Genomic DNA, 17,561 nt, shown 5'->3' on the forward strand with positions numbered 1-17,561 from the left:
TCCAGCGCGGGTGGCTATCTCGCGTGCGCCTCGAAGAATTGCCAGGACGCGAACGACGCGTTGGTCGTATGCGTGGTGGATCCGACGTCGGCGAGGACGTCCGGAGCGCTGGGCCAGGTATGGCCGCCGCCGTCGACGCTGAGGAGCACGACCGCAGTGCCCGCCGCGCACGGCGCGGACGTCGAGCGGCGCGTGACCGTGCCGTCGCCGGTGCTGGGCAGCACGTCCTGCGCCGGACCGTCCTGGCACCCATCGGCTTGGCGCCAGCGCTCGGACATCGCGGTCGCAGACAGGACGTCGCTGGCCCCGCCGCGTCCCGTCATCGGGCCACCGTTGAACGGGACGATCGGATCGGCGGTCCCGTGGAACTGCAGAACCGACACCGGCCTGGACGGATTGCACGGCACGTTCACGCCGAGCGTTCCCCCGACCGGGGCGATGGCCGCGACGAGATCGGCGCGATCACACGCCAGCCGGTTGGCCATGAACGCGCCGGCCGACAAGCCGGTGGCGAAGACGCGACCCGGATCGATGCCGAACTCCGCGACGAGTTTTCCGATCAGTGCCGAGAGGAAGCCGACGTCGTCGACTCCACGCCGGTCGGCAGGCGACGCACCGCGGCCGTCGGCCCAACTCAGGTCGATGCCGTCCGGGTAGACCGCAACGAAGCCGTACGTGTCGGCGACGGCGTCATAGTTCGTGAGCGCGGCCTGCGCAGCGCCCGTGGCGCCGGCGGCGTGCAGGTTCACCACGAGACCCGACGGATGCTCGACACCGGCCGGCACGTGCACGGAGTAGGTCCGGGCCAACCCCCCGAAGTCGAACTTGGCCGACGGCACGGGACTGGCCGACGCCACCGATCCTGGGGCGAGACACGCGATTGCACAGATCACGCCCGCCAGCGTCAGCCGGCCGAAACGTCCAATGACAGGGAGCATTCGCGGATGCTAAGCAGCGCGAGCAAACATCACACGAACGGGAAGCATCCGTTGCGCGCGGTCACGCGTGTGCGGTCACCGCGCCGGCCAGGTCGAGTTCGTCGGCCAGCGCACGCGCCGTATCCAACAGGGTCGGTAGCGCCGCACTCACCAGCAACTCCGTCATGCGTGTCGAGGGGCCGGACACCGAGATCGCTGCGCGGGCCGGCTCACCGGGAATGGTGACGGCGACGCAGCGGACGCCGACTTCCTGCTCCTCTTCGTCGAGGGCGTAGCCGTTCTCGCGAATGCGGCTGAGCTCATCCTGCATGGCCTCGAGCGTCGTGATCGTGTGCGTCGTCCTGGCGACGAGCCCGGAGCGGCGCAGGATCTCGGTGGCCCGGTCGGGCGGCATCGCGGCGAGCATCGCCTTGCCGACTGCGGTGCAGTGCATTCCCGCACGGCGGCCGACCTCGGTGAACATCCGCATCGCGTGCAGCCCGGGAACCTGTGCGGCATAGACGATTTCGTCACCATCGAGCAGGGCGAGGTTCGCACTCTCGCCCACCGCGTCGACGAGCCGCCGCAGGTGCGGCGTCGCCCACGTCCCGATCAACCGGCCTGCACCTTCGCCCAGCCGGACCAGCCGCGGGCCGAGGGCATATGCGCGCGACGGTTCCTGGCGCACGTACCCGAGGTCGACGAGCGTGCGGACCAGTCGGTGAATGGTGGGCACCGGCAAGCCGGACCGTTGGGCTAGTTCGGAGAGCGTCACGATGCCGCCCAGATCGGCCATCGTCTCCAGCAGCTCGAAGACGCGCGCGATCGACTGCACGCCGCCGGTCGAGCGTTCGGCGCCCCGTTCCGGCTTCTCCATCGGACCCCTATCCCATTGACTGCATACAGAATACCGCCTACTGTAGTCCACATCGCAAGAACGAAACTCCACGATACGAAAGAAGGCCAGCGTGACCCACGGTCTCCGCTACCTGGCGAATTGCTCGATCCTGTTCACCGAGATGCCGCTGCTACAGCGACCGGCCGCGGCGAAGGCCGCCGGATTCGACGCGGTGGAATTCTGGTGGCCCTTCGCCACCGCGGTGCCCGCGACCAGCGAGGTCGACGCGTTCACACGGGCGATCCGCGACGCGGGCCTCGACCTCATCGGCCTGAACTTCTTCGCAGGTGACCTGGCCGGGCCCGACTGCGGTGTGCTGTCCATCCCCGCACGCTCGACGGAGTTCCGGGACAACATCGACGTCGCCCTTGGCATCGGCACCGAGTTGGGCGTGCAGGCCTTCAACGCGCTATACGGCAACCGCGTCGACGGCGTGCCGCCGCAAGAGCAGGACGAGCTGGCCGCCGAAAACCTCGGTTACGCGGCGAAGGCTGCGGCCGGCATCGGCGCAACCGTGTTGATCGAACCGATCAGCGGGCCCAAGCCGTACCCGTTGCGCACCGCCGCGGACGTCGCCGCCGTGATCGGGCGGGTCAAGGCCGCAGGCCACGACAACGTCGGATTCCTTTGCGACCTCTACCATCTCGCATCGAACGGCGAATCCCTCGACGCGGTCATCGATCAATACGCGGCGGGCATCGCCCACGTACAGATCGCGGATGCACCCGGACGCGGCGAGCCGGGCACCGGCGAACTCGACATCGACGGATACCTCACCCGCATCGAGGCCGCCGGTTACCGCGGCTGGGTCGGTCTCGAGTACAAGCCGACCACCCCCACCACCGAAAGCCTCGCGTGGCTACCGCGCGAGCGCCGCAGCGCGACCACCGCACAGCACTAACGAACAGCACGGACGAAAAGGACCCCAAACACATGACCACCATTGCCTTCATCGGCCTCGGCATCATGGGCAAGCCCATGGCGATCAACCTCGTCGATGCCGGATTCGACGTCGTCGGATTCAACCTCGTCCAGCCTCCGATCGACGCGCTCGTCGCGGCGGGCGGTCGCGGCGCGTCCAGCATCGCCGAAGCCGTCAAGGACGCCGACGTGATCGCGACGATGGTGCCCGACTCCCCCGACGTCGAGGAAGTCCTCTCCGGAGCCGACGGCGTGTTCGCCAACGCCAGGGAGAACGCCCTGATCATCGACTTCTCGTCGATCCGACCGGACGTGTCGGCGCGGCTGGCGACCGAAGCCGAGCAGCGTGGCCTGCGCATCCTGGACGCCCCGGTGTCGGGCGGCGAGCAGGGCGCGATCGACGGCATCCTCTCGATCATGGTCGGCGGCACCCCCGAGAACTTCGCCGCCGCCGAGCCGATCCTGAACGCCGTCGGCAAGACGGTGGCCCTGGTCGGTCCTGCCGGGTCCGGGCAGACGGTCAAGGCGGCCAACCAGCTCATCGTGGCAGGCACCATCGAGCTCGTCGCCGAGGCCATCGTGTTCCTCGAGGCGTACGGGGTCGACACCGAAGCGGCGATCAAGGTGCTGGCGGGCGGGCTCGCGGGCAACGCCATCCTGCAGCGCAAGGCGGCAGGAATGCTGGCGCGCGACTTCACCCCCGGTTTCCGAATTGCGCTGCACGACAAGGACATGGGCATCGTCACCGCGGCCGCCCGGCAGGCCGGTGTCGTCATCCCGCTCGGTGCGGTGGTCGCGCAGTTGATCGCCTCGCTGAAGGCGCAGGGCGACGGAGGCCTCGACCACAGCGCGCTGCTCAAGGTCGTCGAGCAGCTTTCCGGCCGTAGCAAGTAATACAGGAACAGGAGATAGAGCCATGCCCCGTATGCGTGCAGTCGACGCGGCCGTCGCGATCCTGCAGGCCGAGGGCGTCGCCGACGTCTTCGGGCTGCCCGGCGCAGCCATCAATCCCTTCTACTCGGCGCTGCAGCGCAACGGCAGCATCCGCCACACGCTGGCCAGGCACGTCGAGGGCGCCTCGCACATGGCCGAGGGCTACACCCGGGCCAAGGCCGGCAACATCGGGGTGTGCATCGGCACGTCCGGTCCCGCGGGCACGGACATGATCACGGGCCTGTATTCCGCTGCCGCCGACTCCATCCCGATACTGTGCATCACCGGGCAGGCCCCGGTGGCCCGGCTGCACAAGGAGGACTTCCAGGCCGTCGACATCGCCTCCATCGCAAAGCCCTTGACGAAGATGGCCGTGACGGTCATGGAGCCGGCGCAGGTGCCGGGGACCTTCCAGCAGGCGTTTCACCTGATGCGGTCGGGGCGGCCGGGTCCCGTGCTCATCGACCTGCCCGTCGACGTGCAGGTGGCCGAGATCGAGTTCGACATCGACACGTATCAGCCTCTGCCGGTGTACAAACCGACCGCCAGCCGGGCCCAGGCCGAGAAGGCCATCGACATGCTGATCGCGGCGCAGCGGCCGCTGATCGTCGCCGGTGGCGGCATCGTCAACGCCGACGCGGCCGAACTGCTGGTCGAGTTCGCCGAAATCACCGGCGTGCCCGTCGTTCCCACGCTGATGGGCTGGGGCACCATCCCCGACGACCACCCGCTCATGGCCGGCATGGCCGGGCTGCAGACCGCGCACCGCTACGGCAACGCGACCATGCTGGCGTCGGACTTCGTGTTCGGCATCGGCAACCGGTGGGCCAACCGGCACACCGGTGGCCTCGAAACCTACCGTGCGGGACGCACATTCGTGCACGTCGACATCGAGCCGACGCAGATCGGCAGGGTCTTTCCCGCCGACTACGGCATCGTGTCCGACGCCGGTGCCGCACTCGACTTGTTCGTCGACGTGGCCCGTCAGCGCAAGGCGGCTGGCACGCTGCCCGACCGCAGCGCCTGGGCGGAGGAGTGCGCCGAGCGGAAGCGCACGCTGCACCGCAAGACGCATTTCGACAACGTCCCGGTGAAGCCGCAGCGGGTGTACGAGGAGATGAACCGCACGTTCGGCCCGGAAACCCGGTACGTCACGACGATCGGGCTGTCGCAGATCGCAGCCGCGCAATTCCTGCACGTGTACAAGCCTCGGCACTGGATCAACGCAGGCCAGGCGGGCCCACTCGGCTGGACCCTGCCCGCGGCACTCGGCGTGTGCGTCGCCGATCCGGACGCCACCGTCGTGGCACTCTCCGGTGACTACGACTTCCAGTTCCTCATCGAGGAATTGGCCGTCGGCGCGCAGTTCAACCTGCCCTACATCCACGTGCTGGTGAACAACGCCTACCTCGGTCTGATCAGGCAGGCACAACGCGCCTTCGACATGGACTACTGCGTGCAGCTGGCGTTCGACAACGTCAACGCCCCCGACATGAACGGCTACGGCGTCGACCACGTCGCGGTCGCGGAAGGCCTGGGCTGCAAGGCATTGCGCGTCACCGAGCCGGACGAGATCCTTCCCGCATTCGAACTCGCCAAGAAGTTGATGGCGGAGTTCCGCGTGCCGGTCATCGTCGAGATCATGCTCGAGCGCGTCACCAACATCGCGATGGGCACCGAGATCGACAACATCATCGAGTTCGAGGACCTCGCGTTGCTTCCCGAGGACGCCCCCACCGCCATGGCACTGCTGGACTGAAGGCATTCGGACGTGCACGTACTCGTCGCGCCCGACAAGTTCAAGGGATCGCTGAGCGCAGCCCAGGTCGCCACACACGTGGCAGCCGGGTTGCGTTCGGCGCTACCAGATCTCGCGGTCCGCGAGTTGCCGGTGGCCGACGGCGGCGACGGCACCGTCGACGCTGCGGTCCAGGCCGGCTTCACCCGCGTGCGCGTGCGGGCATCGGGACCCACGGCAGATCCGGTCGAGACCAGCTACGCCCGACGCGGCGACCTCGCGGTCGTCGAGATGGCGACGGTGTGCGGCCTGCTCAGGTTGCCAGGGGGTCGCCCTGCGCCACTGCGTGCCAGCAGCTACGGGCTCGGTGAGGTGGTGCGCGCTGCGGTGGACGCCGGCTGCCGACGAATCGTGCTCGGCATCGGCGGAAGCGCAAGCACCGACGGCGGCGCCGGGATGTTGCAGGCGCTCGGTGCACGTCTGCTCGACGAACGCGGCCGTCCGCTCCCACCGCGAGGACTGCCACTGGACGGCACGCCGTACACGTTGGACCTGACCGGAATCGCCCTGGCGCAAGGCAATGTCGAGATCGTCGTCGGTTGCGACGTCGACAACCCGCTCGTCGGGGTCCGTGGTGCGGCGGCGGTGTACGGGCCACAGAAGGGTGCGTCGCCACGGGACGTCTGCCTGCTCGACGCAGCGCTGCGTCGCTGGGCCGAGGCCGTCGCCAACGCAACCGGCAGCGACTGTGCCGCCGAAGCGGGCGCGGGGGCCGCGGGCGGCGTGGGCTTTGCGGCCATCGCGGTGCTCGGCGGCGTGCTGCGGCCTGGCATTCGCATCGTGCTGGACCTGGTGGAGTTCGCCGAACACCTCGTCGACTGCCGCCTGGTGATCACCGGCGAGGGTGCGCTCGACGAGCAGACACTCGCAGGAAAGGCGCCTGCAGGGGTGAGCGTCGCGGCGCGGAACGCCGGAGTTCCCGTCGTGGCAGTCGCGGGCCGATCCGCGCTGACGCCGGCCGATCTCGCCGGGGCGGGCATCGACGCGGTCTATCCACTCACCGAACTGGAGCCCGACTTGGTGCGCTCGATCGCCTATGCGGGGCCCTTGCTGGAAAGACTCGGCGCGCGGATCGCGCGGGAACTGCTCACGACACCGGCCACGCCGTAAAGGAAGCTGTCCGGACCGGCCCCATTGGATCTTGAAGACTGTATGCTAAATCCGCGACTAGGCTTCCGCCTGGCCGCACTAGCGCCATTACCACCGGGAGTCGGCCCATGATTCAGCGCCTTGCACCAGGCCAGGCCGCCGAAAAGGCGGCAAGTTCACCGCCGGCACGGCCCGCACGGCCGCCTCTTGAGCGCCCGGCACCGCTGCGCGCGGCGGTCTACGACGCGCTCACCGAGATGATCATCACCCGTGAACTGCAACCCGGCGAGCATCTGGTCGAGAACGAGCTCGCGGCCGCGCTGGGTGTGAGCAGGCAGCCGGTTCGAGAAGCGCTGCAGCGCTTGCAGAGCGAAGGCTGGGTGGACCTGCGCCCCGCCCTCGGTGCGTTCGTCCACGTACCCACCGACGCGGAGGCCGATCAGCTTCTCGCCGTGCGGACCCTGCTCGAGGCGGAGTCCGCCAGGCTGGCCGCCCAGCACGGGACACCGGAGCAGGTCGAACGACTTCGGGAGTTGCAGCGCACTGGGGAGAAGGCCCTTGCCGACGACGACCAGGAGGGTCTCGTCTCCGCCAACGCGGCCCTGCACGCCCATGTGGTCCTCATGTCCGGCAACGTCGTGCTGGCCGATCTCATCGGCTCCGTGGACCGCCGGGTGCGGTGGTACTACCTGCCCATCGCGCGTAGCCGCGGCAGGGCCGCGTGGGAGGAACACGCGGAGCTGATCGACGCGATCGGCCGCCAGGACTCCACGCGGGCAGGCGATCTCATGCACCGGCACACCGAGCGCACCAGGGAGATGTACCACGAGCGACGCCAGGAGACGGCCGAGGGAGTGGCCTGACCGGCACTCCTCCCTCGGCCGCCAACCCGTCAGTCGGCCAGCGTCGGCGCGAGCTTCATCCCGACCGCCGCATCGGCCTCCGCAGACGTGGCGCGGGCGCGCCCCGGCTGCCGTAGGAAGAGCGCGATCAGCGCCGAGACCAAGGCACTGGCCGCAGCGATCCAATAGGCGCCCGAATAGCCCCAGCTGTCAATCACGCTGGCGCCCACGCCAATTCCGACGACCGAGCCCAGCAGCTTCGAGCTGTAAATGAGGCCATAGTTGCTCGCATTGTTGTTCTCGCCGAAGTAGTCAGGGGTGAGCGAGGCGAACATCGGGTAGAACGCGCCGCCACCGAAGCCCACCAAGAAGGCGAAGAACAGGAACGCCAACTCGTTCCTCGCCTGGCCCGAGTAGAGCAGGCCGACCAGTGCCACCGCCGATACCAGCAGCACCACGAGCAGGGTCTGCTTGCGGCCGAACCGGTCGGAAACGTAGCCGGTCAGCGTGCGGCCGGTGCCGTTGACGATCGAGAGCACGCCTGCCGACGACGCCGCGATCAGCGGTCCGAAGCCGAGCTCCTTCGCGAACGGCACCATGTAGCTGATGCCGAAGAGTGAGACACCGGCGCTGATTCCGAGTGACAGCCACATCAGCGGCAGCATGCCGGTCTTGATCGCCGCCAGTGGGGTGTACTGCCGGACCGCGGGGGGATTCTTGCGGAGGCTCGCTGCGCCCTTCTTGGTGCTCGCCCACTGCAGCGGATCGACGTCGGCAGGCCACCAGTTCTTCGGCGGATCCCGGAACAGCAGTCCGCACACGGCGACGACGATCAGCATGTACACGCCGACCAGGTCGAGGACCCAGACGTAGGTGTTCGGATGCAGCGCATAGCTGAAGATGAAGATGAATGGCACGGCGCCGTAGGCGAATCCGCCGTTGACGAAGCCCGTCTTGCCACCTCGACGCTCCGGGTACCACTTGCCGACCATGTTGATGCACGTCGCATAGACCAGGCCGGCACCGATGCCACCGCATACCGAGAAGCCGAGGAAGCCGAGGACCAGACTGTCGAAGTTCGCGATGCTGATGAACCCGACCGCGGAAAGGACGGCGCCGACCAGCATGGCGGTCTTGGCCGAGACGATGCCGTTTTCGCGGAGCTTGCCTGCGGGGAAGGCGACGCCCGCCTGGAAGAACGCCCAGATGGACAGCAGCCAGAACGTCTCCGACATGCTCCAGCCGTGCGCCTCTCGCAGCGCCTCCTCGGCGGCGCCGTAGCCGTATTCGTAGACGCTGATTGCCACCATGGCGGCCCACGGCAACCAGACCATCCAGGCCCGGGACTTGCCGAGGAGTTCGCGATCGGTTTCACCGACGCGGTAGACGCGGTTGTTCGCGTCGGTGACTTCCCGATAACTTGCAATAGTTGACGACATCCTTGATTCTCTTTTTCTAGGGATCGTTGAAGGGTCCTGCATCTCCTGCCTCTCGCGTGGGGTTTTCGCGACCGGCACTAGGGCAGGCTTCGGCTCTACCCGGGGGTACGACCTCGGGTAGGCGTTGGGTGGTGTGGCCAGCGTTTTGGACTGTGCTGGTTGTGTTTTCGGCTCGACTGCCGCGCGGTCTACGTCATGACGGATTCACTCCTTCGTACCCAGGACCGGGCCACGTCGCTCAGATGACCCCGGCCGTCCTGAACAGCTCGAGCTGTTCACGCGTGTAGCCGAGTTCGGTGCAGATGTCCTCGGTGTGTTCGCCAAGCATCGGTGAGCGGACGATTTCCACGGGAGAGTCCGACAGCCGCAGCGGAGACCCGACGGTCTTGAACGTGCCTCGCTCGGGGTGATCGACGGTGACGATCGCGCCGAGATCGGCCAGTGTCTCGTCCTCGATCAGTTCCCGCGCGCCAAGCACCGGACCACAGGGCACGTTGAGGGCGTTCAACGCGTCCAGCGCCTCCCACTTGGTGTGCAGCTCGGTCCAGTCCTCGATGAGCGCAAAGACCTTGTCCAGCTTGGGAAGCCGGTCCTCGGGGCGCGCCCAGTCGGGGTGCTCGGCGAGGTCGGGACGGCCGATCAGTTCGGCCAGTGGTGCCCACACCTGGGGCTGGACGATCACGTAGATGTAGTCGTTGGGCCCGCCGCCCTTGGTGCGGACCGCCCACCCGGGTTGGCCGCCACCGGACGCGTTGCCCGAGCGGGGCACTTCGTCGCTGACGTGCTGATTCGGATATTCGCGCAACGGTCCGTGCTCCAGCCGTTGCTGGTCGCGCAGCTTCACCCGGCAGAGATTCAGCACGGCCTCCTGCATGGCGACCTCGACGCGTTGCCCGCGGCCGGTCTCGGTGCGCTGGTAGAGCGCTGCCAGGATTCCGGCCACCAGGTGGATGCCGGTTCCCGAGTCTCCGATCTGCGCACCGGTCGCCGTGGGCGGCCCGTCCTCGAACCCGGTGGTGGCCATGGAGCCGCCCATCGCTTGGGCGATGACTTCATATGCCTTGAAGTTGAAGTACTTTCCGCGGCCGAAGCCCTTGATGGAGGCATAGATCAGCCGGGGGTTCATCTCGTGCAGGCGCTCCCAGGTGAAGCCGAAGCGGTCGACGACGCCTGGTCCGAAGTTCTCCACCAGGATGTCGACGCGCGAGACCAGGTCACAGAAGACCTGCTTGCCCTCGGCGCTCTTCATGTTGAGCGTGATGCTGCGCTTGTTGCAGTTCAGCATCGTGAAGTAGAGGCTGTCCACGCCCGGCACGTCGCGCAGCTGACTGCGGGTGACGTCTCCGGTTCCCGGCGCCTCGAGCTTGATGACGTCCGCGCCGAGCCAGGCCAGCAGTTGCGTCGCCGAAGGACCGGACTGCACGTGCGTCATGTCGAGCACACGGACGCCGTCCAGGGCCTTACTCATCGGAGACCACCCCGGTCAAATGCTGAAAACATGATCTCGACTCCCTTGACTCGCTGATATCACCCGCTCCGCGACGCCGTGGTGAAGATCAACACAACATTGCATACCGTATGCGGTAGGCAATAGTGTGTCCCACGTAACAACTCTTGTCTAGGGGATACCGGCGACTTCTCACCAAGAGCTCACCCCTGGCCTCGAGACCCACATCGCAGAGGAGGTACCAGCCCACATGGTTGAAGTCATTTCCGCGGGGACCGATGCGCTGTTGGCCAACGCCCGGCGCTACCACAGCCAGTTCCAGCCCGGCGCGCCGAAACAACCACGCACCGGTGTGGTGGTGCTGACCTGCATGGATGCTCGGATCAACGTGTACGGCCTGCTCGGCCTGCGGGAGGGCGACGCCCACATCCTGCGCAACGCAGGCGCCGTGGTGACCGAGGACGTCATCCGTTCTCTCACCATCAGCCAACGCCTGCTCCACACGACCGACGTCATGGTGATCATGCACGCGTCGTGCGGCCTGCGGGACACCACCGACGAGCAGCTCACCGCCGCGATCCACGCCGACGTCGGGCACTGCCCCACCTGGCGCGCAGGCGCCTTCCGCGACGTGACGACGGAGTCTCGCCGTGGCGTCGCGCGGCTGCGCAACACCCCGTTCCTGCGCAACACTGACGCCATTCGCGGGTTCTGGTTCGACGAGGAAACCGGCGAACTGCACGAAGTCAGTTGACGCCGAGGCGAATTCGCCTCCGCCACCGGAGCCAAGTACGAGGAGAGATGGCATGGGACGTGTGACCAGCAGATTCCGAGTCGTGCGGATGGCCGATGGGGTAGCGACTTCCCGACCCGACACCCTGGCCGCCGAGGAGCCGCTGGAGATCCGCGTGGCCGGTCGTCCCCTTACGGTGACGATGCGCACCCCGGGCGACGACTTCGACCTGGCCCGCGGCTTCCTGGTCAGCGAGGGGATCTTGGGCGGCAAGGACGACATCGCGGCGATCCGGTACTGCGCCGGGGCGGTCGCCGACGGCACCAACACCTACAACTTGCTCGACGTGCTTCTCGCCGAAGGCGTTCCGCTCCCCGACCCCTCGTTGGAGCGCAACTTCTATACGACGTCCTCCTGCGGACTGTGCGGCAAGGCGAGCCTCGAGGCGGTGCGGACGAGCAGCCGGTGGCGCGTCGATCGAGATTCATTGCGCCTGACCGCGTCGACCATTTCCTCCCTGCCGGACAAGCTCAGGGCGGCGCAACGCGTCTTCGACCGCACAGGCGGACTCCATGCCGCGGCATTGTTCGACGCCGACGGCGACTTGTGGTGTGTCCGAGAAGATGTCGGCAGGCATAACGCGGTGGACAAGGTCATCGGCTGGGCGCTGGATGCCGGCCGTCTGCCGCTGAGCGGCACGATCCTGATGGTCAGCGGCAGAGCGTCGTTCGAGCTGGTGCAGAAGGCGGTGATGGCCGGGATCCCCGCCCTGGCCGCGGTATCCGCGCCGTCCTCACTCGCAGTCGACCTGGCCCGGGAGATGGGTTTGACGCTGATCGGCTTCCTGCGCGGATCGTCGATGAACATCTATTCCGGCGACGAACGAGTCGTAGGCGAAGCCGCCGTGCGGTGCTGACAGGTCGCTACGAGCCCGACTTCGCAAGCCGCTGTTCGTGATAGACCTGCCGAGTGCGATCCGTGTGCTGATTCATGATCTTGCTCGCCCACTCGGCGTCGCCCGCCCCGATGGCCTTGATCAGCTCGGCGTGCTCCGACCAGGCGTCCTGCCCGCGGGGCTGTGCGATCAGGTGGTAGTACCAACGCCACCGACGTTCGACCAGGCCGATGTGCTCGGCGAGCACGGCGTTACCCGCAAGCGTGGTGATGCCCGCATGCAGAGCCGCGTTGGCCACCACCAGCCCGTCGACGTCGTTGGCTGCCAGCGCATTCAGACCGTCCTGCTGCAGCTCCCATAGCCGGTTGACGTCCTCTGGCGTCGCGCGTTCGGCGGCAAGACGGGCGGAATAGGTCTCCAGTACCGAGCGGACGCCGAGCAGCTGGTCGGCCTCCGCTTCGGTGGGGCTGTGCACGAAGGCACCGAGCGCAGGACGAAGGTCTACCCAACCATCGGTCTGCAAGCGCTGCAACGCTTCCCGTACCGGCTGGCGGCTGACGCCCAGGTACTCGGCCAGCTCACTCTCGACCAGGTGCTGGCCCTGCTGCAGGGTGTCGTTCACGATCAGTTCCACGATGGCGTCGTAGACCGCCTGGCGCAGCGGCGCAGGACGCTGCACCCGACGCGCGGCGGCGTCGGACTGCGCTTTGCGAGAAGCCTGACCTGGCTCGCGCCGGGTCGGTAGGGAACGTGAAATCGCTGGCTCCTTCACTACGTTTGCTGGCAGTTTACAGGTTTTCGTATGCAATGAACCGCTGGCGCGCTAGTAGTAACCGTTCCCACATGGCTTAAACGGAGAACCCCGAGTGCGGGGACGTCCCTTCAGGACGTGTCCCGCACCCGGGGCGCTGGCTGGTAGCCGGCGAGCCGGCGCGACGCTAGTCGAGGACGAGTGCCGCGGACTCGTTCTCCTTGGTCTTGTCCGGCGTCCGCTCCCCCTTCGGCAGTTTGGGCTGCTTGAGGAGGATGGAGATGAAGGCGCAGCAGACGCCGACCGTGCCGGCGATCATGAATGCGGCGTCATAGCCCCAGTTGTCGACTACGACTGAACCCATACCGGCACCGACGAGACCGGAGATCACCTTCGAGCTGTAGACCAGGCCGTAGTTGGTCGCGTTGTTGTTTTCGCCGAAGTAGTCGGCGGTCATCGCGGCGAACAGCGGGAAGATCGCACCGCCTCCGAACCCGGAGACCATCGAGGCCAGCAGGAACAGGGGCATGCTGCCGATGGAGCCGGACAGGTACACCGCGTACTGGGAAAGCCCGAGCACCACGCAGACGATGATGAGCGTGTTCCGTCGTCCGTAGATGTCGGAGATCCAGCCGATCACGCCGCGCCCGGTGCCGTTGATGATCGCCTTGAGGCTCATCGCGAGAGCCACGATGCCGCCGGCGAATCCCATCTCCTTGCCGAAGGGGACCTGCATGGCGATGCCGAAGATGTTGATCCCTGCGGTGCAGAGCAGGACGAACCACATCATCGGCAGAATGCCGGTCTTGATGGCTTCCATCGGGGTGAACTGCTTGACGGCGGGCGGATTCTTGAGCAGGGCCCGCCGGATGCGGGGGTCATTGCTGGCGATCAGCGGGTCGACGTGCGCGGGCCACCAGTTCTTCGGCGGGTCCTTGAAGAAGAAGCCGCTGATTGCGACCAATGCGGCGAGGAAGACGCCGACCGCGAACAGGAGTCCCTCGTAGTTGCTGACGTCCAGGTACGAGGTGAACAGGAAGATGAAGGGGACCGAACCGTAGGCGAAGCCGCCGTTGACGAAGCCGGTCTTGCCGCCCTTGCGTTCGGGATACCACTTGCCGACCATGTTGACGCAGGTGGCGTAGACGAAACCGGCTGCGGCCCCGCCGAATACGCCGAATCCCAGGTACGCGAAGAATACGTGCGGGGAGAAGGCCAGCGATATGTAACCGATCAGCGCCCCGACGGAACCGAGCATCATGGCGGCCCTGGCCGACAACTTGCCGCTCTCCCGCAGCTTGCCCGCGGGGAACGCTACGGCGGCCTGGAAGAAGACCCATACGCCGAGCAGCCAGAAGATGTGGCCGTGTCCCCAGTGGTGTGCTTCTACGAGAGTGTCCTCGGCCGAGGTGAATGCGTACTCGGACGAACTGATCGCCATCATGGCGATCCACGGGAGCCAGACCATCCAGGCCCGTGACCGTCCGAGGATGTCGCGATCGGTTTCACCGATCCGGTACACCCTTCCGTTGCCGTCGATTACCTCTCGGTACGCCGGCTGCGCTTCTGACTTCATGCTGTGCGATCTCCTTATGGTCGCCTGCAACCGGCTCCAGACGGGTTCGAGCCGCAGGTCAACGACTGAGGCGTGCCCGACTGGACGGCAGCCAGCTTCGAATACTGCATACGGTATCTCTGTGTGACTTGCACCTCTAGGGAATGATCAAAGTGGCGCTTGTCACATCGGAATGTATACGGCATACAGTCTACGGCGCAAGGGTTTCTGTGACTTTCCCTTCGGTTCCCTGAAAAGGCCCTGACGTTGCTGGTGGCCGCGCTCGTCAGCCGAGGAAGGCAGGCACCTTCAACCTTGCCGACAGCGCAGCCACGATCGCTGCGGCGCAATATGGAAATCCGCTGACGCTAAAGGAGGCGCTAGAACGTGGGTGCCACGCCGACTTGCGCGCCAAGGTCCTCGAGCTCGGCGCGGGTCTTGTCGGCGAGCCGTATCCCGCCCGCCGAATGGTTTTCGTTCTCCGTGCGCTCTTCGAGTTCCCCTGGATAGAAGATTTCGTCGAAGCCGGCTGCCAGCGGCGCACTCTTGACCTCGTTGATGAGTTCGCCGACGGAGGCAAGGTAGTCGTCGGTATCGGCTATCGCAGCGACGTCAATGGCTATGAAGAGATGTCCTGCGCCGCTGGGCCTTTCGGCATCGTAGGGTCCGCCGACGCGGCTTGCGGTGTTACTTCCGGTGAGGGCGCCGGACAGCACGTCCATCATGAAGGTAATTGCATAACCCTTGTGGCCGGCCATTGGCAAGATGACGCCCTTGATTGCGTCGTTGGGATCGGTGGTGATGCGTCCCTCGCTGTCCATCGCCCAGCCGTCGGGGATCTGCTCACCGCGGTTTCGGGCAAGGTAGATCTTCCCGCGTGCGACGGCGGTGTTGGCGATGTCGACGGCGACCACCCCCGATGAGGTGGGCGACGGCGCAGCAATCGACCATGGGTTGGTTCCCAGGACCTTTTTGCGGCCACCCCATGGCGCCATGGCTGGACTGGCATTCGTCGTCAGGATGGCCACGCAACCGTCTTGGGCGGCGCGACGCGTGTAGTACATGGCGGTGCCGAAGTGATTCGAATTGCGAACGCCCACAACCCCAACGCCGTGTTCGCGCGCACGGGCGACGGCTTCGCGGCGGGCGATCCCGGCGAGGACCTGGCCCACGCCCGAGCGACCATCGAGGAGCAGCAAAGCGCCACCATCGATCAAGGTTTCCGGTTCGGTAGCCGCGCTCATGACTCCGCTGCGCAGTCTCGCCGCGTACCACGGTAGGCGCAGCACACCGTGGGACTGATGCCCCCACAGGTCGGCTTGCACGAGAGTGTCGATAACGAGTTCGGCGTCGTCAGCGGGCATGCCGAGCACGGTTAGAACGTCGCGACCGAAGTCGACGAGGGCTGCGGGCTTGACACGCTGCTGCGTCATCGTCCACCTGTCCGGGTTTTCCATTGGTACTTTATGGAATACACTATGGCATACCATGAGGCATGCGCACAACCTTGAAGGATCGAAATTCGTGTACACCCTGATCGTGTCATTGCAGGTCCGCCCCGTTGAGCGGGAACGCTTCCTGGCCGCCATCGCGGCCAATGCCGCCGCCTCGGTGCGCGATGAGCCCGGCTGTTTGCGTTTCGACGTGATGGAGGACGCACACCAGCCCAACCGCTTCTACTTCTACGAGATCTACCGAGATGCCGCCGCGTTCGATGACCACAGGGCCGCGCCCCACTTCGCGACCTGGCGCCAAGCCGCCGACGAGTGCGTCGTGCCGGGCAGCCAAGTCAACTCGTTCTCCGACCTGTTCGTCACGCATGCGGCCGTGGTGCCGGCGTGACGCTCCCCACCGCTCCCCAGCCCGCTCCGAAGGACGAAGGACCCTCCATGTCGTCACCGATCGTGACCATCAACCCTGCGACCGGCGTGCAACTGGCGAGCTATGCCGCGATGACACCAGCTCAGATCGAGGCCGCGTTGAACACCGCAGACTTGGCCCAACAGGCCTGGGCCGAAGAGGATTTCAAGGTTCGAGGCGAAGTCCTGCGCACCGCGGCGGGGTTGCTGCGCGACCGCGACGCCGAGCTGGCACTGCTGATCACCCGCGAGATGGGCAAGCCGCTGCCCGAAGCCCGCGCCGAGGTGCACAAGTGCGCCGCCGGCCTCGAGTTCTACGCGGACAATGCCCAGACCTTCTTGGCCAACGAGCCTTTTGAGACCTCGGCGGATCGCAGCTGGGTGTCCTATGAGCCGGTCGGTGTGGTGCTCGCGGTGATGCCGTGGAACTTCCCGCTGTGGCAAGTCTTCCGATTCGCCGCCCCTGCCCTGATGGCGGGCAACGCCACACTGCTGAAGCACTCCCCCAACACCACCGGCGCCGCCCTGGCCTGCCAGGACATTCTGTCGTCCGCGGGTCTGCCCGACGGCTTGTTCACCGCACTACTGATAAGCGAGCCGGACGTTCCCGCCACCACCGAGCGGCTGATCGCCGACTCCCGGGTGGGCGCGGTGACCATCACCGGCAGCGAGCGCGCCGGCAGGGCGGTCGGCTCGATCGCCGGCCGAGAAATCAAGAAGTCGGTGTTGGAACTCGGCGGCTCCGACCCTTTCATCGTGCTCGCCGACGCCGACCTGTCCCACGTCGCCGCTCTCGCAGTCAAAGGCCGCTTCCTCAACGCGGGCCAGAGCTGTATCTCTCCAAAGCGGTTCATCGTCGAAGAGGTGGTAGCCGAGGAGTTCACCCGCCTGGTGGTCGAACACACCCGCGCGTTGACGGTCGGCGACCCCGAGTCGCCCGGCACCGATGTTGGACCCATGGCCCGCCGCGATCTACGGGACGGCGTCGCCGCCCAGGTCAGCGCAGCGGTGGAGGCAGGCGCGACACTCCTGTGCGGCGGACACAGCCGCGACGATCTCGGTGGGTTCTACTACCAGCCAACGGTATTGGCCGCCGTCTCCGCAGGCATGTCGGTGTACGCCGAGGAGGTGTTCGGTCCGGTCGCCACGATCATCGGCGTCGCCGACGTCGAGGAGGCCATCGCAGTCGCCAACGACACTCCGTTCGGGCTGGGAGCCAGCGTGTGGAGCGGCGACGTCGACGCCGCCGTGGCCGTCGGACGCCGCGTCACATCCGGTGCCTGCTTCATCAACTCGATCGTCGCGTCGGACCCACGCATGCCGTTCGGCGGCACCAAACGTAGCGGCTATGGGCGCGAACTCGCCGCAGCAGGCATCCGCGAATTCGTCAACATCCGCACCTGGTGGGCGATGAACAAGCCGCAAACCCACGCGCCTGCCTCCGAATAGGCTCCAACTCAACCCATTACGCACCACTCCGAGAT

General features: G+C 66.6%; 16 protein-coding genes. 9 read left to right on the forward strand and 7 right to left on the reverse strand.

Features of this window, described 5'->3' with window-relative positions; translation table 11 throughout:
• Window positions 1-14: 14 nt before the first annotated feature.
• Window positions 15-938 (reverse strand): PHB depolymerase family esterase, encoded by a 924-nt coding sequence (locus N536_RS0107830; protein WP_029113107.1) that lies wholly within the window; start codon window positions 936-938, stop codon window positions 15-17.
• 61 nt (window positions 939-999) lie between these two features.
• The gene (locus tag N536_RS0107835; RefSeq protein WP_029113108.1) at window positions 1,000-1,794 is read right to left on the reverse strand and encodes an IclR family transcriptional regulator; all 795 of its coding nucleotides are present in this window, start codon (window positions 1,792-1,794) and stop codon (window positions 1,000-1,002) included.
• Window positions 1,795-1,936: 142 nt separating this feature from the next.
• Between N536_RS0107835 and N536_RS0107840 the strand changes: the two genes are divergently transcribed.
• The 5 genes from N536_RS0107840 (at window position 1,937) to N536_RS0107860 (ending at window position 7,419) form a co-directional block, all read left to right on the forward strand.
• The gene (locus N536_RS0107840) at window positions 1,937-2,716 is read left to right on the forward strand and encodes a hydroxypyruvate isomerase family protein (RefSeq protein WP_051574352.1); all 780 of its coding nucleotides are present in this window, start codon (window positions 1,937-1,939) and stop codon (window positions 2,714-2,716) included.
• Between the two features lie 32 nt (window positions 2,717-2,748).
• On the forward strand, window positions 2,749-3,630 hold the full coding sequence (locus N536_RS0107845; protein ID WP_029113110.1) for a 2-hydroxy-3-oxopropionate reductase: 882 nt from the start codon (window positions 2,749-2,751) through the stop codon (window positions 3,628-3,630).
• Between the two features lie 22 nt (window positions 3,631-3,652).
• The gene (gcl, locus tag N536_RS0107850) at window positions 3,653-5,428 is read left to right on the forward strand and encodes a glyoxylate carboligase (protein WP_029113111.1); all 1,776 of its coding nucleotides are present in this window, start codon (window positions 3,653-3,655) and stop codon (window positions 5,426-5,428) included.
• Window positions 5,429-5,440: 12 nt separating this feature from the next.
• Complete coding sequence (locus tag N536_RS0107855; protein WP_029113112.1) at window positions 5,441-6,577, forward strand: glycerate kinase; 1,137 nt, start codon at window positions 5,441-5,443, stop codon at window positions 6,575-6,577.
• 107 nt (window positions 6,578-6,684) lie between these two features.
• Window positions 6,685-7,419 (forward strand): GntR family transcriptional regulator, encoded by a 735-nt coding sequence (locus N536_RS0107860; protein WP_029113113.1) that lies wholly within the window; start codon window positions 6,685-6,687, stop codon window positions 7,417-7,419.
• Between the two features lie 29 nt (window positions 7,420-7,448).
• Here the strand turns inward: N536_RS0107860 and N536_RS0107865 are convergent, their stop codons facing one another.
• Both N536_RS0107865 and frc read right to left on the reverse strand, forming a co-directional pair.
• On the reverse strand, window positions 7,449-8,837 hold the full coding sequence (locus N536_RS0107865; RefSeq protein WP_029113114.1) for an OFA family MFS transporter: 1,389 nt from the start codon (window positions 8,835-8,837) through the stop codon (window positions 7,449-7,451).
• A gap of 238 nt (window positions 8,838-9,075) precedes the next feature.
• Window positions 9,076-10,305 (reverse strand): formyl-CoA transferase, encoded by a 1,230-nt coding sequence (gene frc / locus N536_RS0107870; protein ID WP_029113115.1) that lies wholly within the window; start codon window positions 10,303-10,305, stop codon window positions 9,076-9,078.
• Between the two features lie 229 nt (window positions 10,306-10,534).
• Between frc and N536_RS0107875 the strand changes: the two genes are divergently transcribed.
• Window positions 10,535-11,038 carry a carbonic anhydrase gene (locus N536_RS0107875; RefSeq protein ID WP_029113116.1) on the forward strand — a complete coding sequence of 168 codons (504 nt, stop codon included), beginning with the start codon at window positions 10,535-10,537 and terminating at the stop codon, window positions 11,036-11,038.
• A gap of 52 nt (window positions 11,039-11,090) precedes the next feature.
• Window positions 11,091-11,933 carry a formate dehydrogenase accessory sulfurtransferase FdhD gene (gene fdhD, locus N536_RS0107880; RefSeq protein WP_029113117.1) on the forward strand — a complete coding sequence of 281 codons (843 nt, stop codon included), beginning with the start codon at window positions 11,091-11,093 and terminating at the stop codon, window positions 11,931-11,933.
• Window positions 11,934-11,940: 7 nt separating this feature from the next.
• Here the strand turns inward: fdhD and N536_RS0107885 are convergent, their stop codons facing one another.
• From N536_RS0107885 to N536_RS0107895, 3 genes are all read right to left on the reverse strand, one after another.
• Complete coding sequence (locus N536_RS0107885) at window positions 11,941-12,684, reverse strand: GntR family transcriptional regulator (RefSeq protein WP_029113118.1); 744 nt, start codon at window positions 12,682-12,684, stop codon at window positions 11,941-11,943.
• Window positions 12,685-12,850: 166 nt separating this feature from the next.
• Window positions 12,851-14,239 carry an OFA family MFS transporter gene (locus tag N536_RS0107890; RefSeq protein ID WP_029113119.1) on the reverse strand — a complete coding sequence of 463 codons (1,389 nt, stop codon included), beginning with the start codon at window positions 14,237-14,239 and terminating at the stop codon, window positions 12,851-12,853.
• Between the two features lie 359 nt (window positions 14,240-14,598).
• On the reverse strand, window positions 14,599-15,750 hold the full coding sequence (locus N536_RS0107895) for an Ldh family oxidoreductase (protein ID WP_231514451.1): 1,152 nt from the start codon (window positions 15,748-15,750) through the stop codon (window positions 14,599-14,601).
• On the opposite strand from N536_RS0107895, the gene N536_RS0107900 reads away from it, so the two are divergent.
• Both N536_RS0107900 and N536_RS0107905 read left to right on the forward strand, forming a co-directional pair.
• Window positions 15,743-16,060 (forward strand): putative quinol monooxygenase, encoded by a 318-nt coding sequence (locus N536_RS0107900; RefSeq protein ID WP_029113121.1) that lies wholly within the window; start codon window positions 15,743-15,745, stop codon window positions 16,058-16,060. The two genes, N536_RS0107895 and N536_RS0107900, sit on opposite strands and share 8 nt — an antisense overlap.
• A gap of 47 nt (window positions 16,061-16,107) precedes the next feature.
• Window positions 16,108-17,526 (forward strand): NAD-dependent succinate-semialdehyde dehydrogenase, encoded by a 1,419-nt coding sequence (locus N536_RS0107905; protein ID WP_029113122.1) that lies wholly within the window; start codon window positions 16,108-16,110, stop codon window positions 17,524-17,526.
• The last annotated feature ends 35 nt before the right edge of the window (window positions 17,527-17,561 follow it).

Source organism: Mycobacterium sp. URHB0044 (genome assembly GCF_000620625.1).
GTDB lineage: Bacteria > Actinomycetota > Actinomycetes > Mycobacteriales > Mycobacteriaceae > Mycobacterium.

Coding starts and splice junctions, on each gene's coding strand:
- N536_RS0107830 (WP_029113107.1), bottom strand. CDS start 938: ATGCTCCCTGTCATTGGACGTTTCGGCCGGCTGACGCTGGCGGGCGTG.
- N536_RS0107835 (WP_029113108.1), bottom strand. CDS start 1,794: ATGGAGAAGCCGGAACGGGGCGCCGAACGCTCGACCGGCGGCGTGCAG.
- N536_RS0107840 (WP_051574352.1), top strand. CDS start 1,937: ATGCCGCTGCTACAGCGACCGGCCGCGGCGAAGGCCGCCGGATTCGAC.
- N536_RS0107845 (WP_029113110.1), top strand. CDS start 2,749: ATGACCACCATTGCCTTCATCGGCCTCGGCATCATGGGCAAGCCCATG.
- gcl (WP_029113111.1), top strand. CDS start 3,653: ATGCCCCGTATGCGTGCAGTCGACGCGGCCGTCGCGATCCTGCAGGCC.
- N536_RS0107860 (WP_029113113.1), top strand. CDS start 6,685: ATGATTCAGCGCCTTGCACCAGGCCAGGCCGCCGAAAAGGCGGCAAGT.
- N536_RS0107865 (WP_029113114.1), bottom strand. CDS start 8,837: ATGTCGTCAACTATTGCAAGTTATCGGGAAGTCACCGACGCGAACAAC.
- frc (WP_029113115.1), bottom strand. CDS start 10,305: ATGAGTAAGGCCCTGGACGGCGTCCGTGTGCTCGACATGACGCACGTG.
- N536_RS0107875 (WP_029113116.1), top strand. CDS start 10,535: ATGGTTGAAGTCATTTCCGCGGGGACCGATGCGCTGTTGGCCAACGCC.
- fdhD (WP_029113117.1), top strand. CDS start 11,091: ATGGGACGTGTGACCAGCAGATTCCGAGTCGTGCGGATGGCCGATGGG.
- N536_RS0107890 (WP_029113119.1), bottom strand. CDS start 14,239: ATGAAGTCAGAAGCGCAGCCGGCGTACCGAGAGGTAATCGACGGCAAC.
- N536_RS0107905 (WP_029113122.1), top strand. CDS start 16,108: ATGTCGTCACCGATCGTGACCATCAACCCTGCGACCGGCGTGCAACTG.